Source organism: Acidovorax sp. GW458-11-26-14-TSB4 (assembly GCF_059423865.1).
On record NZ_JBWKYR010000011.1, the window covers coordinates 184843 to 201529 of the forward strand.

Below are 16687 nucleotides of genomic sequence, written 5' to 3' on the forward strand. Positions count from 1 at the left end.
CAACAATGGCCTGAACGTCCGTGATCCGCGCTCTGTCTGCGGCGGCACGCACACACCGGAGAACCGCTGAGCCATGAGCCATCTGAACGACTACCTTGCCGAGAAACGCGCTGCCGTGCTGGCGCGCCAGGCCGCCATCGACGCCGGCACGGCCCAGCCCGCCGCCCTGAAGGCGCGCGTGAGCGCCGAGGGCCGCAGCGGCGTGCGCCGCCTGCGCATCCGCGACCACCAGGTCATCAGCGACAGCCCGCCCGACTTCGCGGGCTACAACCTGGGGCCGAGCTCGCCCGAGCTGCAGCTCGGCGTGCTGGGCACCTGCGTCACGCACATCTTCCTGATCCAGGCGGCCGAGCGCCAGGTGCCGCTGGAAAGCCTGGAGGTCGAGGTCACCGGCATCATCGACCCGCGCGGCGGCAAGCCCGGGCACGAGGCCACGCCGATCTGGCCGCACGAGATCGCCTACACGGTGCACATCGACTCCCCCGCAGGCCGCGCCGAGATCGATGCCCTGTTCGAGGCGGTGGAGCGCAACTGCCCCATCCTCAACCTGCTGCGCAACCCGCAGGCCATCCGCGCCGAGGTGAAGCTCACCAATTCCAAGGCTGCCGTGCCTGTGATCGAAGAGGCGGTGGCGGCATGAGCGCCGGCACCCCCGCTCAGGCCCTGGCCTTGCCATTGGACCATGTGGTCATCGCCGTCAACGACCTCGGGGCCACCATCGCCGACTACCAGGCGCTGGGCTTCAACGTGCTGCGCGGTGGCGACCACCCCGGCCGGCCCACGCACAACGCCCTGGTGGTGTTTGCCGACGGCAGCTATTTCGAGCTGATCGCCTGGCGCGAACCAGCACCCGCCGATCGCTGGTGGCAGTTGCTGCAGCAGCACGGTGAAGGCATCGTGGACTTTGCCCTGCTGCCGCCCGGCACCGGCACCACGGTGGCCGCGGCGCAGGCGCGCGGCCTGGCGCTGAGCGGCCCGCACGACGGCGGGCGCGTGCGGCCCGACGGCGAGCAACTGCGCTGGCAGACGGCGCGCCCGCCCTCGCACGATCTGCCCTTTCTGTGCGGCGACCTCACGCCGCGCGCGCTGCGCGTGCCCGAGGGCGATGCACGCGTGCATCCCAACGGCGCCATCGGCGTGGCCAGCCTGTCCATCGCGGTGCACGACCTGCCCGCCAGCCTGGGCCGCTACCGAGCCCTGCTGGGCGAGCCACCGCAGGGCGCACCGGCCAGCCATGCCAGCGCCGCGGTGGACCTGCCCCACAGCGATGTGCAGATCGGCCTGGTGCGCGCCGGTGCCAGCACCCTGGTGCTGAGCGCGCCGCGCGGCGGCGAGGGCGCCTTGGCCCGGCACCTGGCCACGCGCGGCGAAGGGCCGTATGCCCTGGTGCTGGCCCGCGGTACCGGGGGCAGCGCGCCGCTACTCGACCCGGCGCTGGCGCATGGCGCACCCCTGCGGTTCTGACGGCAGACCCTCCGGGAGTGCGTACCGGCAGGCGACCGGCTTGCAATGCGGTGCATGCATTCGATAATGGACGGGATGACCGAACTGATACTGATACGCCACGGTGAAACCGACTGGAACCGTGAGCTGCGCTTCCAGGGCCAGGTGGACGTACCCCTGAACGCCACGGGCCACGAACAGGCGCGCCGCCTGGCAGAGCGCCTGGGCGCAGAGCGACTGGCGGTGGACCACCTGGTCAGCAGCGACCTGATCCGCACCCGCCAGACCGCGCAGCCCGTGCTGGGCGCCCTGCTGCCTGCGCTGCACATCGACAACGTGGTCGATGCCAGCCTGCGCGAGCAGAGCTTCGGCCTGGTCGATGGCATGCGCGTGGACGACATCAAGCTGCAGCATGCGGGGGCGTGGGAGAACTGGCTGCGTTTCGACGCCGATGGCGGCATGCCGGGTGGCGAGACCACGCGCCAGTTCCATGCCCGCGTGATGGATGCGGTGCGCCGCCTGGCGCAGGAGTACGCGGGCAAGACCCTGATGGTGGTCACGCACGGCGGCGTGCTCGACATGGTCTGGCGTACTGCGAAGGGTGTGGGTCTGCACGGCCCGCGCCAGAGCGATATCCCAAACGCGGGTTTCAACCGCGTGCGCCTGGATGGCGACGCCATCGAGCTGTTGCACTGGGCCGATGTGCGCCACCTGGCAGACCTGCCGCCCCAGCCGGTCTACGACCAGAAGAAGCTGCTGGCGGAGACTGCTGCCGAGTGAGGACGTCTCAGGGTGGCAGGGTGATGTCGACCTGCGGCCCGGCCACCTGAACCTGCACGCCCAGGGGCTGCGCCAGTTGCAGCAGGGCCGCCAGATCCAGCGCCGGGGGGCGCGCGGGGCCACCGGCCTCCGGGGTTGGCAGCATGTCCTGCGGGGCGGTCGAAGTCCCCTGCGCGAGCACCCGCACGCCCAGGGCGCCAGCGGGCTCCACCGTGATCCGCGCGGGCGCCGGGCCGGGCTGCTCGGCCAGGTGGTAGATGGCGGCCAGCACCAGGTACAGCAGCGAGTGCGGCACCTTGGCATTGCCCTCCCAGCCGGGGGCGTCTTCGGCCAGGGGCTCCATCTCGGTGCCGCGCACCATCAGCATGGGGCGCGCCAGTTCCACGGCTTCACGCGCCAGCTCCTGCACGGTGTGGCGGTCGTTGATCTGCAGGTCCCACAGCCGCAGGCGGCGGATGTGGCGCGCAATCTCGGCGAGCTGCTCCTCGATCTGCTCCACGCGCTCCACGGCCTGCTCGGGCGCCATGTCGCCCTGGCCCAGCCGGCGCTTGAGCAGCATGGTACCCATGCGCATCACCGACAGGGGGCTGGCCACGTCGTGCCGCAGCACCGGCATGGCACGCATCAGCACGGCATGCTGCAGGCCGGCATCCGTCAGTTCCCGGGTGCGGTCGGACGGGGAGGGTGCGGATTTCTTGGCGGGCATGGGCGGAGGATGGCGGTCGTGGTGGCGCTCAGGGCGCGGGAGGGGCCTGCAGCGCGGCAGCGCAGCGCGCCAGCAATGCGTCGAAGGCGTCGAAGTCGAGCGGCTTGCCCAGGATGTAGTCGAAAACGCCCATCTGTCCCCCGGCTGCCTGTACGCCGCCCGAGGCCATGCCGGTGATGGCGATGGCAAAGCAGGGGCCTGCACCATGCGCGGCCACGCTCTCGCGCAGCAGCGGCACGAGGTCCGAGCCGCTCATGTCCGGCAGGTTCTGGTCCACCAGGAAGATCTGCGCGGGTTTCTCGCGCGCCAGTGCCAGGGCCAGGGCCGCGGTAGGGGCCGTGCGCACGGCATGGCCCTCCATGGACAGCAGTTCTTCCAGGAGTTCGGTGGCGTCCTGGTTGTCGTCGATGACGAGGATCTCTAGCGGCATGGTGGTCAGGCAAGGGAATGGTCGGTGGCGCCCGGCGGGCGCAGGGGCAGGTGCACGGTGAAGACCACGTGCGGCGCCTCGTGCGCGTAGCCGATGCTGCCGCCGTGGCCCTGCACGATCTGGTGAGCTATGTACAAGCCCAGGCCCAGGCCGGAGCGGTTGCGCGCCTTGCCCACGGAGGAGGCTTTGAACGGCGTGAACAGGTCGGCCGCCACCTCGGGCGCGATGGCCGGAGCCACGTTGCGCACCTGCACCACCGGTCCGGCCGGCGTACCATGGGCATGCACTTCGACCGGGTGGCCGGCATCGCCATGGTGGCGCGCATTGCTGATGAGGTTGGCGAACACCTGGGCGATGCGGTCGGGGTCGGCCTCTGCGCGCAGGCTGTCCGGCAGGTGTGCCACCAGTTGCAGGCCCGGGTGGGCTGTGCGCGCCTCGTCCATCAGGTCGGCCAGCAGTTGCACCAGGTCGATGATCGTGGGCCGCAGGTCCAGGCCCAGGCGGCTTTGCAGGCGCGACATGTCCATCACCTGGCTTACCAGGCGCTGCATTCGGCTGCTGCTGGACTGGATGCGTTGGCCCAACCGGCCGGTGCTGCCATCGGTGCCATTGTTCTTTTCGAGCACCCGCGCTGCCATGCTGATGGAGTGCAGCGGGTCGCGCAGGTCGTGGCCGAGCACGGCCATCAGGTGGGCGCGGGCGTTGTTGAGTTCGGCGTGCCGGGCGTTCTGGGCGCGCACCAGCTCGGCCAGCAGTTGCCGGGCGATCTCCAGGTCGTCAGCGGCCCACTGCTCGGCCGTGGAGCGCACGATCTCCTTCCACAGGTCGAACGAGCCGCGTGGCGTGAGGCGCGGGCCCAGGGGGCCGGGGCGCACCTCCTTCTCGGGCTTGCCGCCCCAGTGGATGGTCTCGATCTGTTCCTTGCGCAGGAACACCAGCCAGCTGCCCCGGTTCCTGTCCAGTGGCAGGGCCAGCACGCCGCACCACGGGGCCATCTGCACGGCGATGCCCGGCGCTTCCAGCGGCAGGGCATGGGTGGCGTAGAGCGCGCTGCCGTCCTGCGTGGTGTCGAGCCAGTGCAGCAGGGCCTGGGCGGCCGTGTCCGGGATACCCCCTTCCAGGCACAGCTTGCTGTGCTCGGAGACGATGATGGCGTCGGCATGCATCGACGCGGCCAGGGCGGTGGCATGCGAGCACAGGGCCGCGAATTCGTCATCGGAGTGCAACACGCTTTCCATCACGCGCGTGCGCAGTTCGGCCACCTGCTGCTGGCGCTCGGCCTGCTTGCGCGCCAGGGCCGCCTGGATGTTGGCGCCCAGCATCTGCGCCATCACGTCGCAGGCCATGCGCACGCTGTAGGGCACCTGGCGCGGGCCCATGTGGTGGCAGGCGAGCAGGCCCCACAGCCGGTTGTTGATGACGATGGAGATGCTCATGGACGCGCCCACGCCCATGTTGTTCAGGTACTCGATATGGATGGGCGAGACGCTGCGCAGGATGGCGGCGCTCAGGTCCAGCGGCTTGCCACCGGCCTGCTGCTGCAGCTGAACGGGCTCGGCGCGCACATCGGCGATCAGGCGCAGGGTGTTGGCCACATACAGCGCGCGTGCCTGCGCCGGGATATCGCTGGCCGGGTAGCGCCGGCCCAGGTAGGAGTCCAGGAAGTCCGCACGCGATTCGGCCACCACGTCGCCGCTGCTGTCAGGCCGAAAGCGGTAGGCCATCACGCGGTTGAATCCCGTGAGCGCCCTGAGCTCCTGGGTGGCCAGTTGCAGCAGGTCGTCGATGGAGGCACGCGGGCGGCGCAGCTTCTCCATGGCCCGATGGGCCTGCACGGCAAAGCCCGTGAGCTCGTCGGATGAGGCCTGGCGTGCCTCGAACTCCATCACCAGCAGGTCGTGCGACTGGTGCAGCACCACGTCGAAGCTGTGGCCCGCGGCTTCCAGCTCAGTCGGCATGGGCAGGTCGGCCGCGGCACCCAGGGCGGCAAGACCTTCGTCGAGCAGCTCGCCGAGCCCCGGGTGCTGTGCCACCAGCGCGCTGTCGCGCAGCGCGTCGCCAGGCTGCACGGCATGCCCGAGCAGGTCCTGGGCGTTGCTGCTGGCGTGGCGCACCACGCCGCTCGCATCCACGGCCAGGAGCACGCCGTGGGACTGGATGGAGCCCGGGATGTGGATGGGCTCGCGGTCGCAGTTTTCCAGCGTGGTGGCTTGCACAGGGGCCGCACTGGAGCTCATGCCGGCGTTCCCTGTGTGGCATCGAAATGCACCTGCAGGCCCTGGAAGGCGGCCAGTGCGCCGTCGCATGCAGCCGCAATGGCCGGGGGGGACGCTACGCGGGCGCGCAGCAGGGCCATAAAGGCCTTCCAGCGCGCGCCCGTACCGGCGCCATCGCCCTGCAGGGTGCGCAGCGGGTGCGGCGCCAGCCGGGGCGCCAGGCCGCGGTAAAGCACCTGCCCGCCGAGCTGGGAGCCTTCCACCACGTAGGCCAGGCCCCAGCGCACGGCATCGGCATGGTGAGGGTGGCGCTCCAGGGCCCTGTCCAGGCACAGCACGGTGGCCGCACTGGGGTGGGGCCATGGCAGGATGGGCTCCGAGGCCGCATGGGCCAGGTCCTCGCGCATCGCGGACAGCCGCGCGGCCGGGGCGAAGCAAAAGCCGGTTTCGCGCGCCTGCATGTGCTCAAGCGCGGGCCAGAGGGCCTGCAACCAGGCCGACAGCGCATGGACATGGCGCAGGTAGTCGGCCAGGCTGGCGTTCGCACGGGCGATGGGCAGCCCGGAGTCGAGCTGGGCATGCCGTACCGCCGTCGCATGCCGCAGCGCCTGCAGTGCGTCGGTGGCGGCGGGCTGGGGGAGCTTGGGTGCGAGGGCGGTGTGCTGCAAGGTACGGGAGACCTGTGGAAGGAATGGGGCGCACCGCACCCCCAGGGCGCTGTGCGCTCCCATTCTAGAACCGGATTGCCCGGCGCAGGCCTCGTGCCATCAGGGGTTTGCACGGCGTGCAGCGCGCAGCCTTGGGAGTGGGCTGGGCGGCTACGGCAGCATGCGGTGTTGTCCTACGTGTGACCCAGGGCGCCGTCCAGCGCGAGGGCCCCGTACACGGCCCGAAGCTGCCGTGCCAGCCGCAGCGACCCGGGCTGGGCATTGGCCTGGGGCTGCAGCAGGTTCTGCACCGTGGCCCACTGGCCGCTGCGGGCCAGCGCTTCGAGGTAGATCTGGTGGAACAGGTCGCGCTGCGCATGGCTGCCGCCCACGGCCACCAGTTGGGGCAGGGCCAGGCTCAACTGCCGCGCTGCCGAGGCCCAGTCGCCCGTGGCATGCGCGAGCAGGCCATGCGCAGCGGGCACGCAGACCTGCTGCCACACGGTGCGCTCATGCGCTTCGCTGCGGCTGGCTGCGTGCACGGTGATGTGCTGCAGCAGCGTGCGGGCCTCGTCCACCCGGCCGGCACGCGCCAGGCCGTAGAGGTACTGCAGGTCCAGGAAGGGCAGCACCTGGTCCGACAGGCGCAGCGCCAGGTGGCCTGCCAGGTCGGCCCAGCGCGCAGGGCCCACGTCCACGCCGGCCAGCTCCAGCCGTGCGAGCAGCGAGACGGCGTTGATCTGGTCCTGCGTGTACTCCTTGACCACGCCCCAGACCTGCTGGTCGTACAGCACCAGCACCTCGGCATGGCGCTCCTGCTCCAGCAGGAACAGGGCCTGGTGCCACCAGTTGTGCGTGACCATGAAGGAGTTCAGGCCCGTCCAGGTGTCGCTCACGCTGGCGAGGAAATCCGCTCCTTCGGCAATGCGGCCCTGGGTCAGCATCACGTGGGCCAGGGCATGGTGGGCCCAGGGCTCCTTGCGGCACAGCGCCACGGCATGCCGGGCCGATGCCTCGGCGCGGTCGAGCAGGTGGCACTGCTCCCAGCCGAAGGCCAGCATGCCATGCAGGTAGGGCACCTCGGCTGCAGCAGGCAGGGCTGCCAGCGCGATGCGCAACATGCCCGGCGAGTCGCCGCGGTTGAACAGGTGGTACTGGCCCAGCTTGAGCGAGGCCAGGTCGCGCGGGTGCAGGCGGGCTTGCTCCTCATGCAGCGCAATGGCGCGCGGCAGGTCGCCCGCCACCCAGGCAGCCACGGCCGCGACGAAGCGCTGCTCGCGATCCGTCGCATGGTCGGCAGCCGCCTGCGCGCGCTGCAGGTAGGGGAGCGCGTTGCGGGGTGCGTCGGCCGACTCGGCAAACATGTGCAGCGCCGCGCAGCAGGCCTGCACGATGGCGCTGTGGTCCTGCTCTGCAGCGAGCACGTTCACGGCGCGAGCCTCGCAGGCGATGAAGCCTTCGACGAAGTCGTTCAGCGCCGCAAGGCTGCCCTGGTCCTGCAGGGTGACGGGGTTGTCCAGGCTGTCGGTGGCGGTGTGCATCGGTGCATTGTGCGGGGTGGGCAGTCACCCCGTCCTGAGGCAACTCATTTGCCCTCGATGAGGGCGAGGTATGCGGTGCGGGTGGCGGGCGACACCGAGGCCACGAGTTGCTCGTGCGGCGTCTTGTGGCGCGCCAGCATGCGCGCCGTGGCGATGGTCTTGGACTTGCAGAACCAGTGGCAGCTGTGCTGCATGAGCAAGAGCTCGGCCGTCATCACGAAGGCCTTGTCCTTGGGCGTGCGATGCTCGCTGTTTTCCGCCACGCTGGCGATGCCGCGCGCATGGATGGCCAGGGCGCGGCGCATGTCGAAGGTGGCCGCGGGCAGGATGGCCTGTGCGAAGGGGATGGCCAGGGCCAGCCGGCTCACGCGGGCCTGGGCTTCATCCACCTTGGCGAAATCGGCTGCGAAGCGCGTGAACTGCTCGGCCAGCTGCGATTCGGTGGTCTCCAGCAGCGACCATATCTGGCTGCGCCGCTCGTCGGTGCTCTCTCCCAGTGCGCGCAGGTAACCCTCGGTCAGCGCTTCCATGAGCTTTTCGATCTGGTAGTTGGCCAGGTGTGCCCCGAGCAGCGCAATCCGCTTGCGCTGCTCCTTGGCATTGAGCATATAGATGCCGCTGGCGATCAGGATCGACAGGATCAGGACGTCCATGGCGGATCAGCCCTTGGGTGGCTGTGGCCAGGGGCGCTGCGCGCCGCGGACCAGCTCGAAGGCGCGCGAGACCTGCAGCACCCCGAGGTCGTCGAAGCGCGCGCCAGCGATCTGCAGGCCGATGGGCAGGCCGGCCTGGGTGTAGCCGCAATTGACCGAGGCGGCGGGCTGCTCGGACATGTTGAACGGCACCGTGAAGCCGATGTGCTCCAGCGGGCGCAGCGGGTCGTTGGTGGGCGAGGGCAGCTCGGCCTGGAAGGCGACATTCGGCGCCACCGGCGAGATCACGTAGTCGAACGCGCTGCACGCCTTGACGGTGGCCACGCGCGTTACATGGAATTGCTGGCTGGCATTGAACACGGCGGTGCCCGACATGCCCTCTGCGCTGTCGGCCCAGGCGCGGATATAGGGCAGGACCTTGTCACGCCTGGCGGCGGGCAGGGCCTGCAGGTCGGTAAAGGAGCGCATGCGCCAGAAGTGGTCCATGCCGTCGAGCATGGCCTGTGTCATGAACGGTTGCATGGGTACGATGGTGGCGCCGGCGGCCTCCATCAGGCGCGCGGCGTTCTCCACCGCGGCGCGCACCTCGGGATCCACGGGCAGGCCGCAGCCGGCGTCCAGCAGCAGGCCGATGCGCAGGCCGCGCAGGCGCTCGGCGCCCTGGTCGAACTGGTCCCAGGCAATGTCCTGCGCGGGCAGGGACATGCTGTCGCGTGCGTCGGGGTGGCTCAGGACCTGCATCATGAGCGCGGCGTCGGCCACGGTGCGGGTCATGGGGCCGGCGGCGCGCCCGGTGTAGGGCGGATCGATCGGGATGCGGCCCAGGCTGGGCTTGAGGCTGAAGATGCCGCACCAGCTGGCCGGCAGGCGCAGCGAGCCGCCAATGTCGGTGCCGATGTGCAGCGGGCCGTAGCCGGCGGCGGCTGCAGCGCCGCCACCCGCGCTGGAGCCGCCTGGGCCCTTGCTCGTGTCCCAGGGGTTGCGCGCCAGGGGATGGAAGCTCGACAGCCCCGAGGACAGCATGCCGTAGTCGGGCATGGTGGTCTTGGACACGAGCACGGCGCCGGCCTCGCGCATGCGCGCGGCCGGCGGGGCATCGGCTGCGGCGGGCACCAGCTCCACGGCGGCCGTGCCGGCCGGCAGCGGGTCGCCTTCGGTCGCGATGTTTTCCTTGATGGTGGCGGGCACGCCGTCCAGCGGGCCCAGGGGCTCGCCACGGGCCCAGCGCGCTTCGGAGGCGCGCGCCTGTTCCAGCGCCGATTCGGGGCGCAGCAGGTAGGTCGCCTGGATGTGGGGCTCCCAGGCCGCGATGTGGTTCAGCACGGCCTGCGTGACCTCGACGGGGGATAGCGTGCGCTGGCGGTAGGCAGCGATCAGTTCGTGGGCGGGCAGGTCGTGGAGGTCACTCATGGCAGGGGCTGGGGAGGGAAGGCGGGGCGGCTGCCGGCAGGGGCCGGCAGCGCACAGGGGCAAGGCGTCACAGTGGCAGGGGCCTTGTGCAGCCCCCGCCAGTTTGCATCAGGACCAGGACAGGGCCGAGATGTCGTTCACGAACACGGGCATGTCTTTCCACAGGCCCTTGAGGTTCTTGTTGGCCACCGTGATCCACTGGTTCTGGTACAGGAACGCGTGCACGGCATCCTGGGCCAGCAGGCGCTGGGCATCGCCGAGCAGGCGCGAGCGGTCGGCCGGGCGGGCGGCGTTCTTGATCTGGTTGAAGATCTCGTTGAACTTGGGCGAGTTGTAGCCCCAGTAGTAGTCGGGCTTGGCGAAGTTGCCCAGGTCGAACGGCTCCACGTGCGAGATGATGGTCAGGTCGTAGTTCTTGTTGCCGTAGGTGCCGCTGAGCCACTGGGCCCATTCCACGTTCTGCAGCTTGGCGGTGATGCCGATCTTGGCCAGCTGGGCCGCGATCACCTCGCCGCCCTGGCGCGCGTAGGGCGTGGGCGGCAGGGTCACGGTCAGCTCCAGCGGCGTCTTCACGCCGGCTTCGGCCAGCAGCTTCTTGGCCTTTTCCACGTCGTAGGGGTTCACGCCCGTGGTGTCCACGTAGCCGAAGGCGCCGGGCACGTAGTGGCTGCCGATGGGGGCGCCATAGCCGTCGGCCGCGCCTTCGATCACGGCCTTGCGGTCCACGGCGGCGGCGATGGCGCGGCGCACGCGCACGTCATCGAGCGGCTTCTTGGCGTTGTTGATGGCCAGGATGGTCTTGGCGCGCGAGCCGCTCACCACCACCTGGAAGCGCGGGTTGGACTTGAACTGTGCGACGCTGCGCGGGGTGACGCGCGGGAAGGCGTCCACGTCGCCGGCCAGCAGCGCGGCAACCTGGGCCGCCGGGTCGGAGATGAAGCGGAAGGTTGCGCGCTTGATCTTGATCGTGGGGGCAGCGCGGAAGCCGCTCCAGGCGGCGAGCACCACGGATGAACCCTTGTTCCAGGCATTGAGCTGGTAGGGGCCGGTGCCCACGGGCTTGGTGGCATTGCCTTCAGCGCTCTTGGGCTCCACGATGATGGAGGTGGCCTGGCCCAGGATGAACAGCAGATCGGGGTCGATGTCCTTGTTGAGGACCACTACCGTGTAGTCATCCACCACCTGCGTGGTGAGGTTGGCGAACGTGCGCTTGTCCTTGTTGGTGCTCTTCTCGCCGCCAGCGCGGTCGTAGGAGAACTTCACAGCGGCGGCATTGAAGGGCTCGCCGTTCTGGAAGGTCACGCCGCGGCGCAGCTTGAAGGTGTAGGTCTTGAGGTCGGGCGAGACCTCCCAGCTCTCGGCCAGCAGGGGCGAGACGCTGCCGTCGGCATTGATCTTGGTGAGCGTCTCGAAGATGTTGTACTGCACGATCTCGGCGATGGCCGAGGCGGCGCCGGCCGTCGGGTCCAGGCCTGGCGGCTCCAGCGTCATGGCCAGCACCACGGCGTCCTTGCGGCTCTGGGCAAGGGCGCCGAAGGGGGTGGCCAGGGGGACGGTGGCGATGGCGCCAGTGGCAAGAACGGTACGGCGGTTCAGCATGTTCGGACTCTCCAGACAAAAACCAGACGAAGGCCCCGGTGCAAATTGTTACCGGGGTGCACGGATGCTTTTTACACCATCGGGGAGGTGTGTGGTTATGCGTTTTGCGACGCTGCGGCTGCCCGGGCTGCGGCGCGGCGCGCACGCGCACGCCCGGGCTGCACCTGGGGCACGGCACCCACCAGCGATTGCGTGTAGGGGTGCTGTGCATTGCGGAACAGCTCGGCCGGCGAGCCGCGCTCCACGATGCGCCCCTGGTAGAGCACCACGACCTCGTCGCACAGGTGGTTGACCACCGCCAGGTCGTGGCTGATGAGCATGTAGGTGATGCCGAACTGCTGCTGCAGGTCCTGCATCAGGTTGAGCACCTGGGCCTGCACCGAGACGTCAAGCGCGCTCACCGGCTCATCGGCCACGATGAGGCGCGGGCGCGTGATCAGGGCGCGGGCGATGGCGATGCGCTGGCGCTGGCCACCCGAGAACTCGTGCGGGTACTTGTCCAGGTCGTTGGTGCGCAGGCCCACCTGGGCAAGCACCTGGCCGGCCTGCTCGCGCTGGGCGGCGCGGCTGGTCTCGCCCTGGGCCTGCAATGGCTCAGTCACGATGCGCTCCACCGTCTGGCGCGGGTCGAGCGAGCCATACGGGTCCTGGAACACCATCTGGAAGTCGCGCCGCGCGTGGCGCAGCTCGGCCGGTGGCAGCGCATGCAGGTTGCGCCCGAGCAGATGCACGGTGCCCGAGGTGGGCGCATCGAGCGCCATCACCGTGCGCGCCAGGGTCGATTTGCCCGAGCCCGATTCACCCACGATGCCCAGGCTGCGGCCCGTGGCGATGGAGAAGCTCACGCCGTTGAGCGCGTGCACCTTGCCCGGGGGGCGGAACAGGTGCTCGCGCGGCAGCGTGTACTCGCGCACCAGGTCGGTGACCTGGAGCAGGGGGCCGGTTGCCGGGGGCTGTGCGGGCGCGCTCATGCGGAGACTCCCACGGCGGGTGCGGCCTGCTGCGCGCTCAGCGCCTGGGCGATGGCCTCGTGGCGCAGGCAGCGCACGGCGTGCTCCCCGTCTTCGTCGCGGCCCACGATGTTGGCGGCGGGGCGCTCGCTGTGGCAGATGTCGATGGTGTAGCTGCAGCGGCCGGCAAAGGGGCAGCCGGCAGGCAGGTCCACCAGCTCGGGCACGGTGCCGGCAATGGTGGACAGGCGAGGGCGCTCGCCCGGCGCATGCACCGCGCCCAGGTGCGGGCGGGCGGCGAACAGGCCGCGCGTGTAGGGGTGCGCCATGGCGGAGAAGACCGAGGCGGTGGAGCCGCTCTCGACCACGCTGCCGCCGTACATCACGAGCATGCGGTCCACGTTCTGCGAGATCACGCCCAGGTCGTGCGAGATGAGGATGAGCGCCATGTTGCGCTCGGCAACCAGGTCGCTGATGAGGTCCAGGATCTGCTGCTGGATGGTCACGTCCAGCGCGGTGGTGGGTTCGTCGGCGATCAGCAGGTCGGGCCCGCAGGCCAGGGCCATGGCGATGGTGATGCGCTGGCGCTGCCCGCCCGAGAACTGGTGCGGGTAGGCGTCGAAGCGCTGGGCGGCGTTGGGGATGCCCACGCGGTCGAGCAGGGAAATGGCTTCCCTGCGCGCGTCGGCCGCGCCCATGCCGCGGTGCAGGCGCAGTGGCTCGGCCACCTGGCGGCCGATGGTGTGCACGGGGTTCAGCGCGGTCATGGGCTCCTGGAACACCATGCCGATGCGGTTGCCGCGCAGGCGGCACATCTGCGCATCGGTGCGGCCCACGAGTTCCTCGCCGTCCAAGCGGATGCTGCCGCTGACCTGGGCGCTCTCGGGCAGGAGGCCCAACAGCGACATGGCGGTGATGGACTTGCCGCAGCCCGACTCGCCGATCAGGCCCAGGGTTTCGCCGCGTTCCAGGGCAAAGCCCACGCCGCGCACGGCGTCGGCAGGGCCGCGGTGGGTCTGCAGGCGGATCTGCAGGTTGGAGACTTCAAGCAAGGGCATGGCAGCAGGTACTCGTCTTCATCGTCGTCTGGGTCGTTCTTGCTGGCACTGCCAGTCACCGCTTGCGCGACAAGCGGGGATCGAGCAGGTCGCGCAGCCCGTCACCGAGCAGGTTCAGCCCCAGCACGGCCAGCGCGATGGCCACGCCGGGCCACACCGCCAGCAGGGGGGCCTGGAACATCAGCGTCTGCGCCTCGCTGAGCATGCGGCCCCACGAGGGCTGGGGCGGCTGCGTGCCCAGGCCCAGGTAGGACAGCGCGGCCTCGGCCAGGATGGCGATGGCGAACTGGATGGTGGCCTGCACGATCAGCACCGACAGGATGTTGGGCAGCACGTGCTCGATGGTGATGCGCCAGCTGCCCTTGCCGCAGGCGCGTGCGGCCAGGATGTACTCGCGCGACCACACGGCATTGGCAGAGGCGCGCGTGACGCGCGCGAAGGTCGGGATGTTGAAGATGCCGATGGCGATGATGGAATTGACGATGCCCGCGCCGAACACCGCCGTCATCATGATGGCCGACAGAATCGCCGGGAAGGCGAAGGTAAAGTCGGCCAGGCGCATGATGAGCTCTTCCACCCAGCCGCGCTTGGCCGCGGCCAGCAGGCCCAGCGCCGTACCGATGGACAGGCCGATGCCCACGGCGATCACGCCCACGAGGATGGAGTTGCGCGCCCCCACGAGCAGCAGAGATGCCACGTCGCGCCCGAAGGCATCGGTGCCCAGCCAGTGCGACAGCGACGGCGGCTGCAGCTTGGAGGCCAAGTCCATCTCGTAGGGCGACCAGGGCGTCCAGACCAGGGACAGGCCGGCTGCCAGGAGCAGCAGCAGCGACAGCACGGCACCGATGACGAAGCTGCGGTGGCGCAGCGCACGGTGCCACCAGCCGGGAGAGGGAGCACCAGCGGGGCGGATGGGGGAAGTGGAGGGAACGGCGCTCATGGGGCTGTCTCAGATATCGCTGGCTTTGACACGCGGATCGATCACCGCATAAAGGATGTCCACCACGAAGTTCACGATGACCACCATGGCCGCGAGCAGCATCACGCAGTTGCGCACCACGATCAGGTCGCGGTTGGAGATGGACTGGAAGATCAGCCGCCCCAGGCCCGGCAGGTAGAACACGTTCTCGACCACGATGGTGCCGGCCAGCAGGTTGGCGAACTGCAGGCCCATTACGGTGATTACCGGGATCATGGCGTTGCGCAGCACATGGCCCCAGAGCGCGGCGCGCTGCGACAGGCCTTTGGCGCGCGCCGTGCGCACGAAGTCCTCGCGCAGCACCTCCAGCACGGCCGAGCGCGTGATGCGCGCCAGGATGGCAGCCTGCACCACGGCCAGCGCAATGGCGGGCAGCAGCAGCGCCTTGATGGCTTCGAGCGGGCTGCCGCCGGCATCCTCGGTCCAGCCCGGGAAGCCGCCGGCTGAGAACCACTGCAGCTTGACCGAGAACAGCAGGATGAGCAGGATGGCGAACCAGAAGTTGGGAATGGCGATGCCGATCTGCGCCAGGCCCATCACACCCACGTCACCCAGCTTGTTGTGGCGCGAGGCAGCGTACACACCCGCGATCAGGGCCAGCACCGTGGTGATGACCATGGCCATCAGCGCCAGCGGCACGGTGAGCGCCAGGCGTTCGAGCACGAGCTCCAGCACCGGGGTGCTGTAGGCGTAGCTGTCGCCCATGTCGCCCACCACCAGGCCGCTGATCCACTCCCAGTAGCGCTGCATGGCCGGCTGGTCCAGCCCCAGCTTGGTGGCCAGAGCCGCCACGGCATCGGGCGAAGCGTCCGGGCCCATGAGCATCTGCGCCGCATTGCCCGGCAGGATCTCCAGCACCAGGAAGACGACGATGGAGGCGCCGATCAGCGTTGCCAGGAGGGTGATGAACCGCTTGAGGAAGAACAGTCCCATGGTTGGGTGTCGTGTGGGTGGTGGTTGTTCTGTGTGGCGCCTGCGGCGTGCAACTCCAGGGCGTCACAATTAATGTGTATACACAGCATAACGGCAAAAACACCCCCATCGGTGGTGTTGTGTTCGGGTGTGGTTCACAGGGTACATCCGCTTACCACGGATAATGTGCACCATGAAGCGCGCAATGTCCTCCTTGTTTTCCATGGCACCCCGTGCGCAGGAGGGCGCGCCATGGCGCTGATGATCACCGACGAGTGCATCAACTGCGATGTCTGCGAGCCCGAGTGCCCGAACGATGCGATCTACCTGGGCGAGCAGATCTACGAGATCGACCCGCACAAGTGCACCGAGTGCGTGGGCCATTTCGATGAGCCCCAGTGCGTGCAGATCTGCCCGGTGGCCTGCATTCCCGTGAATCCAGCGCATGTGGAGAGCCGAGAGACGCTGTGGCAGAAGTTCCAGCGCTTGCAGGCACCCTCGGCGCAGGCCTGATGCGTGCCAGGACCATCGAAACACAACAGCCCGCCAATCGGCGGGCTGTTGTGTTTTGAACCAGCGCATTCACTCCGGAGTGGGCGCCTTGGCAGTTGCCAGCTCCGGCGGCCGGGGTGGCTTGGGGCGCGGCGGCTTGACTGTGTGGATCAGCAGCGTGGCCTTGTCCATCTCGCCGGCCAGCATGGCGGGGTACGCCTTGACGGAGTGGACGATGGAGTCCTCGATGGCTGTGCGCTGGTCGGGCGCGGGCTTTTTCAGCACCCAGTTGGCGACTTCGGACTTCACACCCGGGTGGCCTATGCCGATGCGCAGCCGCCAGTAGTCCGGGGAGCCCAGTTGGGCGTGGATGTCGCGCAGGCCGTTGTGCCCCGCATGGCTGCCGCCGCGCTTGAGCTTGACCTGGCCGGGCGGGATGTCGAGCTCGTCATGCACCACGAGGACTTCCTCGGGCGTGATCTTGAAGAAACGCGCGAGCGAGGCGACCGACTTGCCCGAGAGGTTCATGAAGGTCTGCGGCTGCAGCAGCCACACGCTCTGGCCATGCACCGTGGCGCGCGCTGCCAGACCATGGTAGCTGCGCTCGGGGACCAAGTTCACCTTGAGTTCGCGCGCGAGGGCGTCGATCCACCAGAAGCCGGCGTTGTGGCGGGTGGCTTCGTAATCGGGGCCTGGGTTGCCCAGGCCGACAAACAGCTTGATCATGGGTGGGGATTATCGGTGGTGGGGCGGATGTCGTCGTGTGGTTGTTGGTGGTTGCCGCATGCCTTGTTGAGGGCGGGAGCCGGGTCTCGGCCCGGCGGCCGAGGTACCTTTCTTTGCGTCGCCAAAGAAACGTACCCCAAAGAAA

General features: G+C 69.3%; 17 protein-coding genes. 4 read left to right on the plus strand and 13 right to left on the minus strand.

Going from position 1 to position 16687, the window contains the following annotated elements; all coding sequences use genetic code 11:
• The first annotated feature begins 73 nt into the window (after positions 1–73).
• The 3 genes from AC07X5_RS21620 to AC07X5_RS21630 all read left to right on the plus strand — a co-directional run bounded on the left by AC07X5_RS21620 (position 74) and on the right by AC07X5_RS21630 (position 2223).
• A complete protein-coding gene (locus AC07X5_RS21620; protein WP_494771779.1) occupies positions 74–640 on the plus strand; it encodes an OsmC family protein in 567 nt (188 codons plus the stop codon).
• A 23-nt stretch (positions 641–663) separates the two neighbouring features.
• Positions 664–1464 (plus strand): VOC family protein, encoded by an 801-nt coding sequence (locus AC07X5_RS21625; RefSeq protein ID WP_494771790.1) that lies wholly within the window; start codon positions 664–666, stop codon positions 1462–1464.
• Between the two features lie 75 nt (positions 1465–1539).
• The gene (locus AC07X5_RS21630) at positions 1540–2223 is read left to right on the plus strand and encodes a histidine phosphatase family protein (RefSeq protein WP_409959342.1); all 684 of its coding nucleotides are present in this window, start codon (positions 1540–1542) and stop codon (positions 2221–2223) included.
• A gap of 7 nt (positions 2224–2230) precedes the next feature.
• Here the strand turns inward: AC07X5_RS21630 and AC07X5_RS21635 are convergent, their stop codons facing one another.
• The 12 genes from AC07X5_RS21635 to AC07X5_RS21690 all read right to left on the minus strand — a co-directional run bounded on the left by AC07X5_RS21635 (position 2231) and on the right by AC07X5_RS21690 (position 15345).
• Positions 2231–2929, minus strand: a complete 699-nt coding sequence (locus tag AC07X5_RS21635; protein ID WP_409959344.1) for a sensor histidine kinase — start codon at positions 2927–2929, stop codon at positions 2231–2233.
• A 28-nt stretch (positions 2930–2957) separates the two neighbouring features.
• Positions 2958–3359 carry a response regulator gene (locus AC07X5_RS21640; protein WP_494771780.1) on the minus strand — a complete coding sequence of 134 codons (402 nt, stop codon included), beginning with the start codon at positions 3357–3359 and terminating at the stop codon, positions 2958–2960.
• 5 nt (positions 3360–3364) lie between these two features.
• Positions 3365–5596 carry an ATP-binding protein gene (locus AC07X5_RS21645; RefSeq protein ID WP_494771781.1) on the minus strand — a complete coding sequence of 744 codons (2232 nt, stop codon included), beginning with the start codon at positions 5594–5596 and terminating at the stop codon, positions 3365–3367.
• Entirely contained in the window at positions 5593–6243 is a 651-nt protein-coding gene (locus AC07X5_RS21650) for a biliverdin-producing heme oxygenase (RefSeq protein WP_494771782.1), read from the minus strand. Before AC07X5_RS21650 ends, AC07X5_RS21645 begins: the two co-directional genes overlap by 4 nt.
• Before the next feature lie 173 nt (positions 6244–6416).
• The gene (locus AC07X5_RS21655) at positions 6417–7763 is read right to left on the minus strand and encodes a tetratricopeptide repeat protein (RefSeq protein ID WP_494771783.1); all 1347 of its coding nucleotides are present in this window, start codon (positions 7761–7763) and stop codon (positions 6417–6419) included.
• Positions 7764–7807: 44 nt separating this feature from the next.
• Positions 7808–8416, minus strand: a complete 609-nt coding sequence (locus AC07X5_RS21660) for a hypothetical protein (protein ID WP_409959354.1) — start codon at positions 8414–8416, stop codon at positions 7808–7810.
• A 6-nt stretch (positions 8417–8422) separates the two neighbouring features.
• Complete coding sequence (locus AC07X5_RS21665) at positions 8423–9826, minus strand: amidase (protein ID WP_409959356.1); 1404 nt, start codon at positions 9824–9826, stop codon at positions 8423–8425.
• Between the two features lie 108 nt (positions 9827–9934).
• Positions 9935–11425 carry an ABC transporter substrate-binding protein gene (locus AC07X5_RS21670; RefSeq protein ID WP_494771784.1) on the minus strand — a complete coding sequence of 497 codons (1491 nt, stop codon included), beginning with the start codon at positions 11423–11425 and terminating at the stop codon, positions 9935–9937.
• Positions 11426–11520: 95 nt separating this feature from the next.
• Positions 11521–12396 carry an ATP-binding cassette domain-containing protein gene (locus AC07X5_RS21675; protein WP_409959360.1) on the minus strand — a complete coding sequence of 292 codons (876 nt, stop codon included), beginning with the start codon at positions 12394–12396 and terminating at the stop codon, positions 11521–11523.
• Positions 12393–13433, minus strand: coding sequence for an ABC transporter ATP-binding protein (locus AC07X5_RS21680; protein WP_494771785.1), 1041 nt, complete (start codon positions 13431–13433; stop codon positions 12393–12395). Before AC07X5_RS21680 ends, AC07X5_RS21675 begins: the two co-directional genes overlap by 4 nt.
• A 55-nt stretch (positions 13434–13488) precedes the next feature.
• Entirely contained in the window at positions 13489–14373 is an 885-nt protein-coding gene (locus AC07X5_RS21685) for an ABC transporter permease (RefSeq protein ID WP_409959364.1), read from the minus strand.
• Positions 14374–14382: 9 nt separating this feature from the next.
• The gene (locus AC07X5_RS21690; RefSeq protein ID WP_409959366.1) at positions 14383–15345 is read right to left on the minus strand and encodes an ABC transporter permease; all 963 of its coding nucleotides are present in this window, start codon (positions 15343–15345) and stop codon (positions 14383–14385) included.
• A gap of 231 nt (positions 15346–15576) precedes the next feature.
• On the opposite strand from AC07X5_RS21690, the gene AC07X5_RS21695 reads away from it, so the two are divergent.
• Positions 15577–15837: a YfhL family 4Fe-4S dicluster ferredoxin gene (locus AC07X5_RS21695; protein WP_409959368.1), complete on the plus strand. Its 261-nt coding sequence runs from the start codon at positions 15577–15579 to the stop codon at positions 15835–15837.
• A 69-nt stretch (positions 15838–15906) separates the two neighbouring features.
• Here AC07X5_RS21695 and pth read toward each other — a convergent pair whose 3' ends face one another.
• Complete coding sequence (pth, locus tag AC07X5_RS21700) at positions 15907–16542, minus strand: aminoacyl-tRNA hydrolase (protein WP_494771786.1); 636 nt, start codon at positions 16540–16542, stop codon at positions 15907–15909.
• Positions 16543–16687: the final 145 nt, after the last annotated feature.

Coding starts and splice junctions, on each gene's coding strand:
- AC07X5_RS21620 (WP_494771779.1), top strand. CDS start 74: ATGAGCCATCTGAACGACTACCTTGCCGAGAAACGCGCTGCCGTGCTG.
- AC07X5_RS21630 (WP_409959342.1), top strand. CDS start 1,540: ATGACCGAACTGATACTGATACGCCACGGTGAAACCGACTGGAACCGT.
- AC07X5_RS21635 (WP_409959344.1), bottom strand. CDS start 2,929: ATGCCCGCCAAGAAATCCGCACCCTCCCCGTCCGACCGCACCCGGGAA.
- AC07X5_RS21640 (WP_494771780.1), bottom strand. CDS start 3,359: ATGCCGCTAGAGATCCTCGTCATCGACGACAACCAGGACGCCACCGAA.
- AC07X5_RS21645 (WP_494771781.1), bottom strand. CDS start 5,596: ATGAGCTCCAGTGCGGCCCCTGTGCAAGCCACCACGCTGGAAAACTGC.
- AC07X5_RS21655 (WP_494771783.1), bottom strand. CDS start 7,763: ATGCACACCGCCACCGACAGCCTGGACAACCCCGTCACCCTGCAGGAC.
- AC07X5_RS21660 (WP_409959354.1), bottom strand. CDS start 8,416: ATGGACGTCCTGATCCTGTCGATCCTGATCGCCAGCGGCATCTATATG.
- AC07X5_RS21665 (WP_409959356.1), bottom strand. CDS start 9,826: ATGAGTGACCTCCACGACCTGCCCGCCCACGAACTGATCGCTGCCTAC.
- AC07X5_RS21670 (WP_494771784.1), bottom strand. CDS start 11,425: ATGCTGAACCGCCGTACCGTTCTTGCCACTGGCGCCATCGCCACCGTC.
- AC07X5_RS21675 (WP_409959360.1), bottom strand. CDS start 12,396: ATGAGCGCGCCCGCACAGCCCCCGGCAACCGGCCCCCTGCTCCAGGTC.
- AC07X5_RS21680 (WP_494771785.1), bottom strand. CDS start 13,433: ATGCCCTTGCTTGAAGTCTCCAACCTGCAGATCCGCCTGCAGACCCAC.
- AC07X5_RS21685 (WP_409959364.1), bottom strand. CDS start 14,373: ATGAGCGCCGTTCCCTCCACTTCCCCCATCCGCCCCGCTGGTGCTCCC.
- AC07X5_RS21690 (WP_409959366.1), bottom strand. CDS start 15,345: ATGGGACTGTTCTTCCTCAAGCGGTTCATCACCCTCCTGGCAACGCTG.
- AC07X5_RS21695 (WP_409959368.1), top strand. CDS start 15,577: ATGGCGCTGATGATCACCGACGAGTGCATCAACTGCGATGTCTGCGAG.
- pth (WP_494771786.1), bottom strand. CDS start 16,542: ATGATCAAGCTGTTTGTCGGCCTGGGCAACCCAGGCCCCGATTACGAA.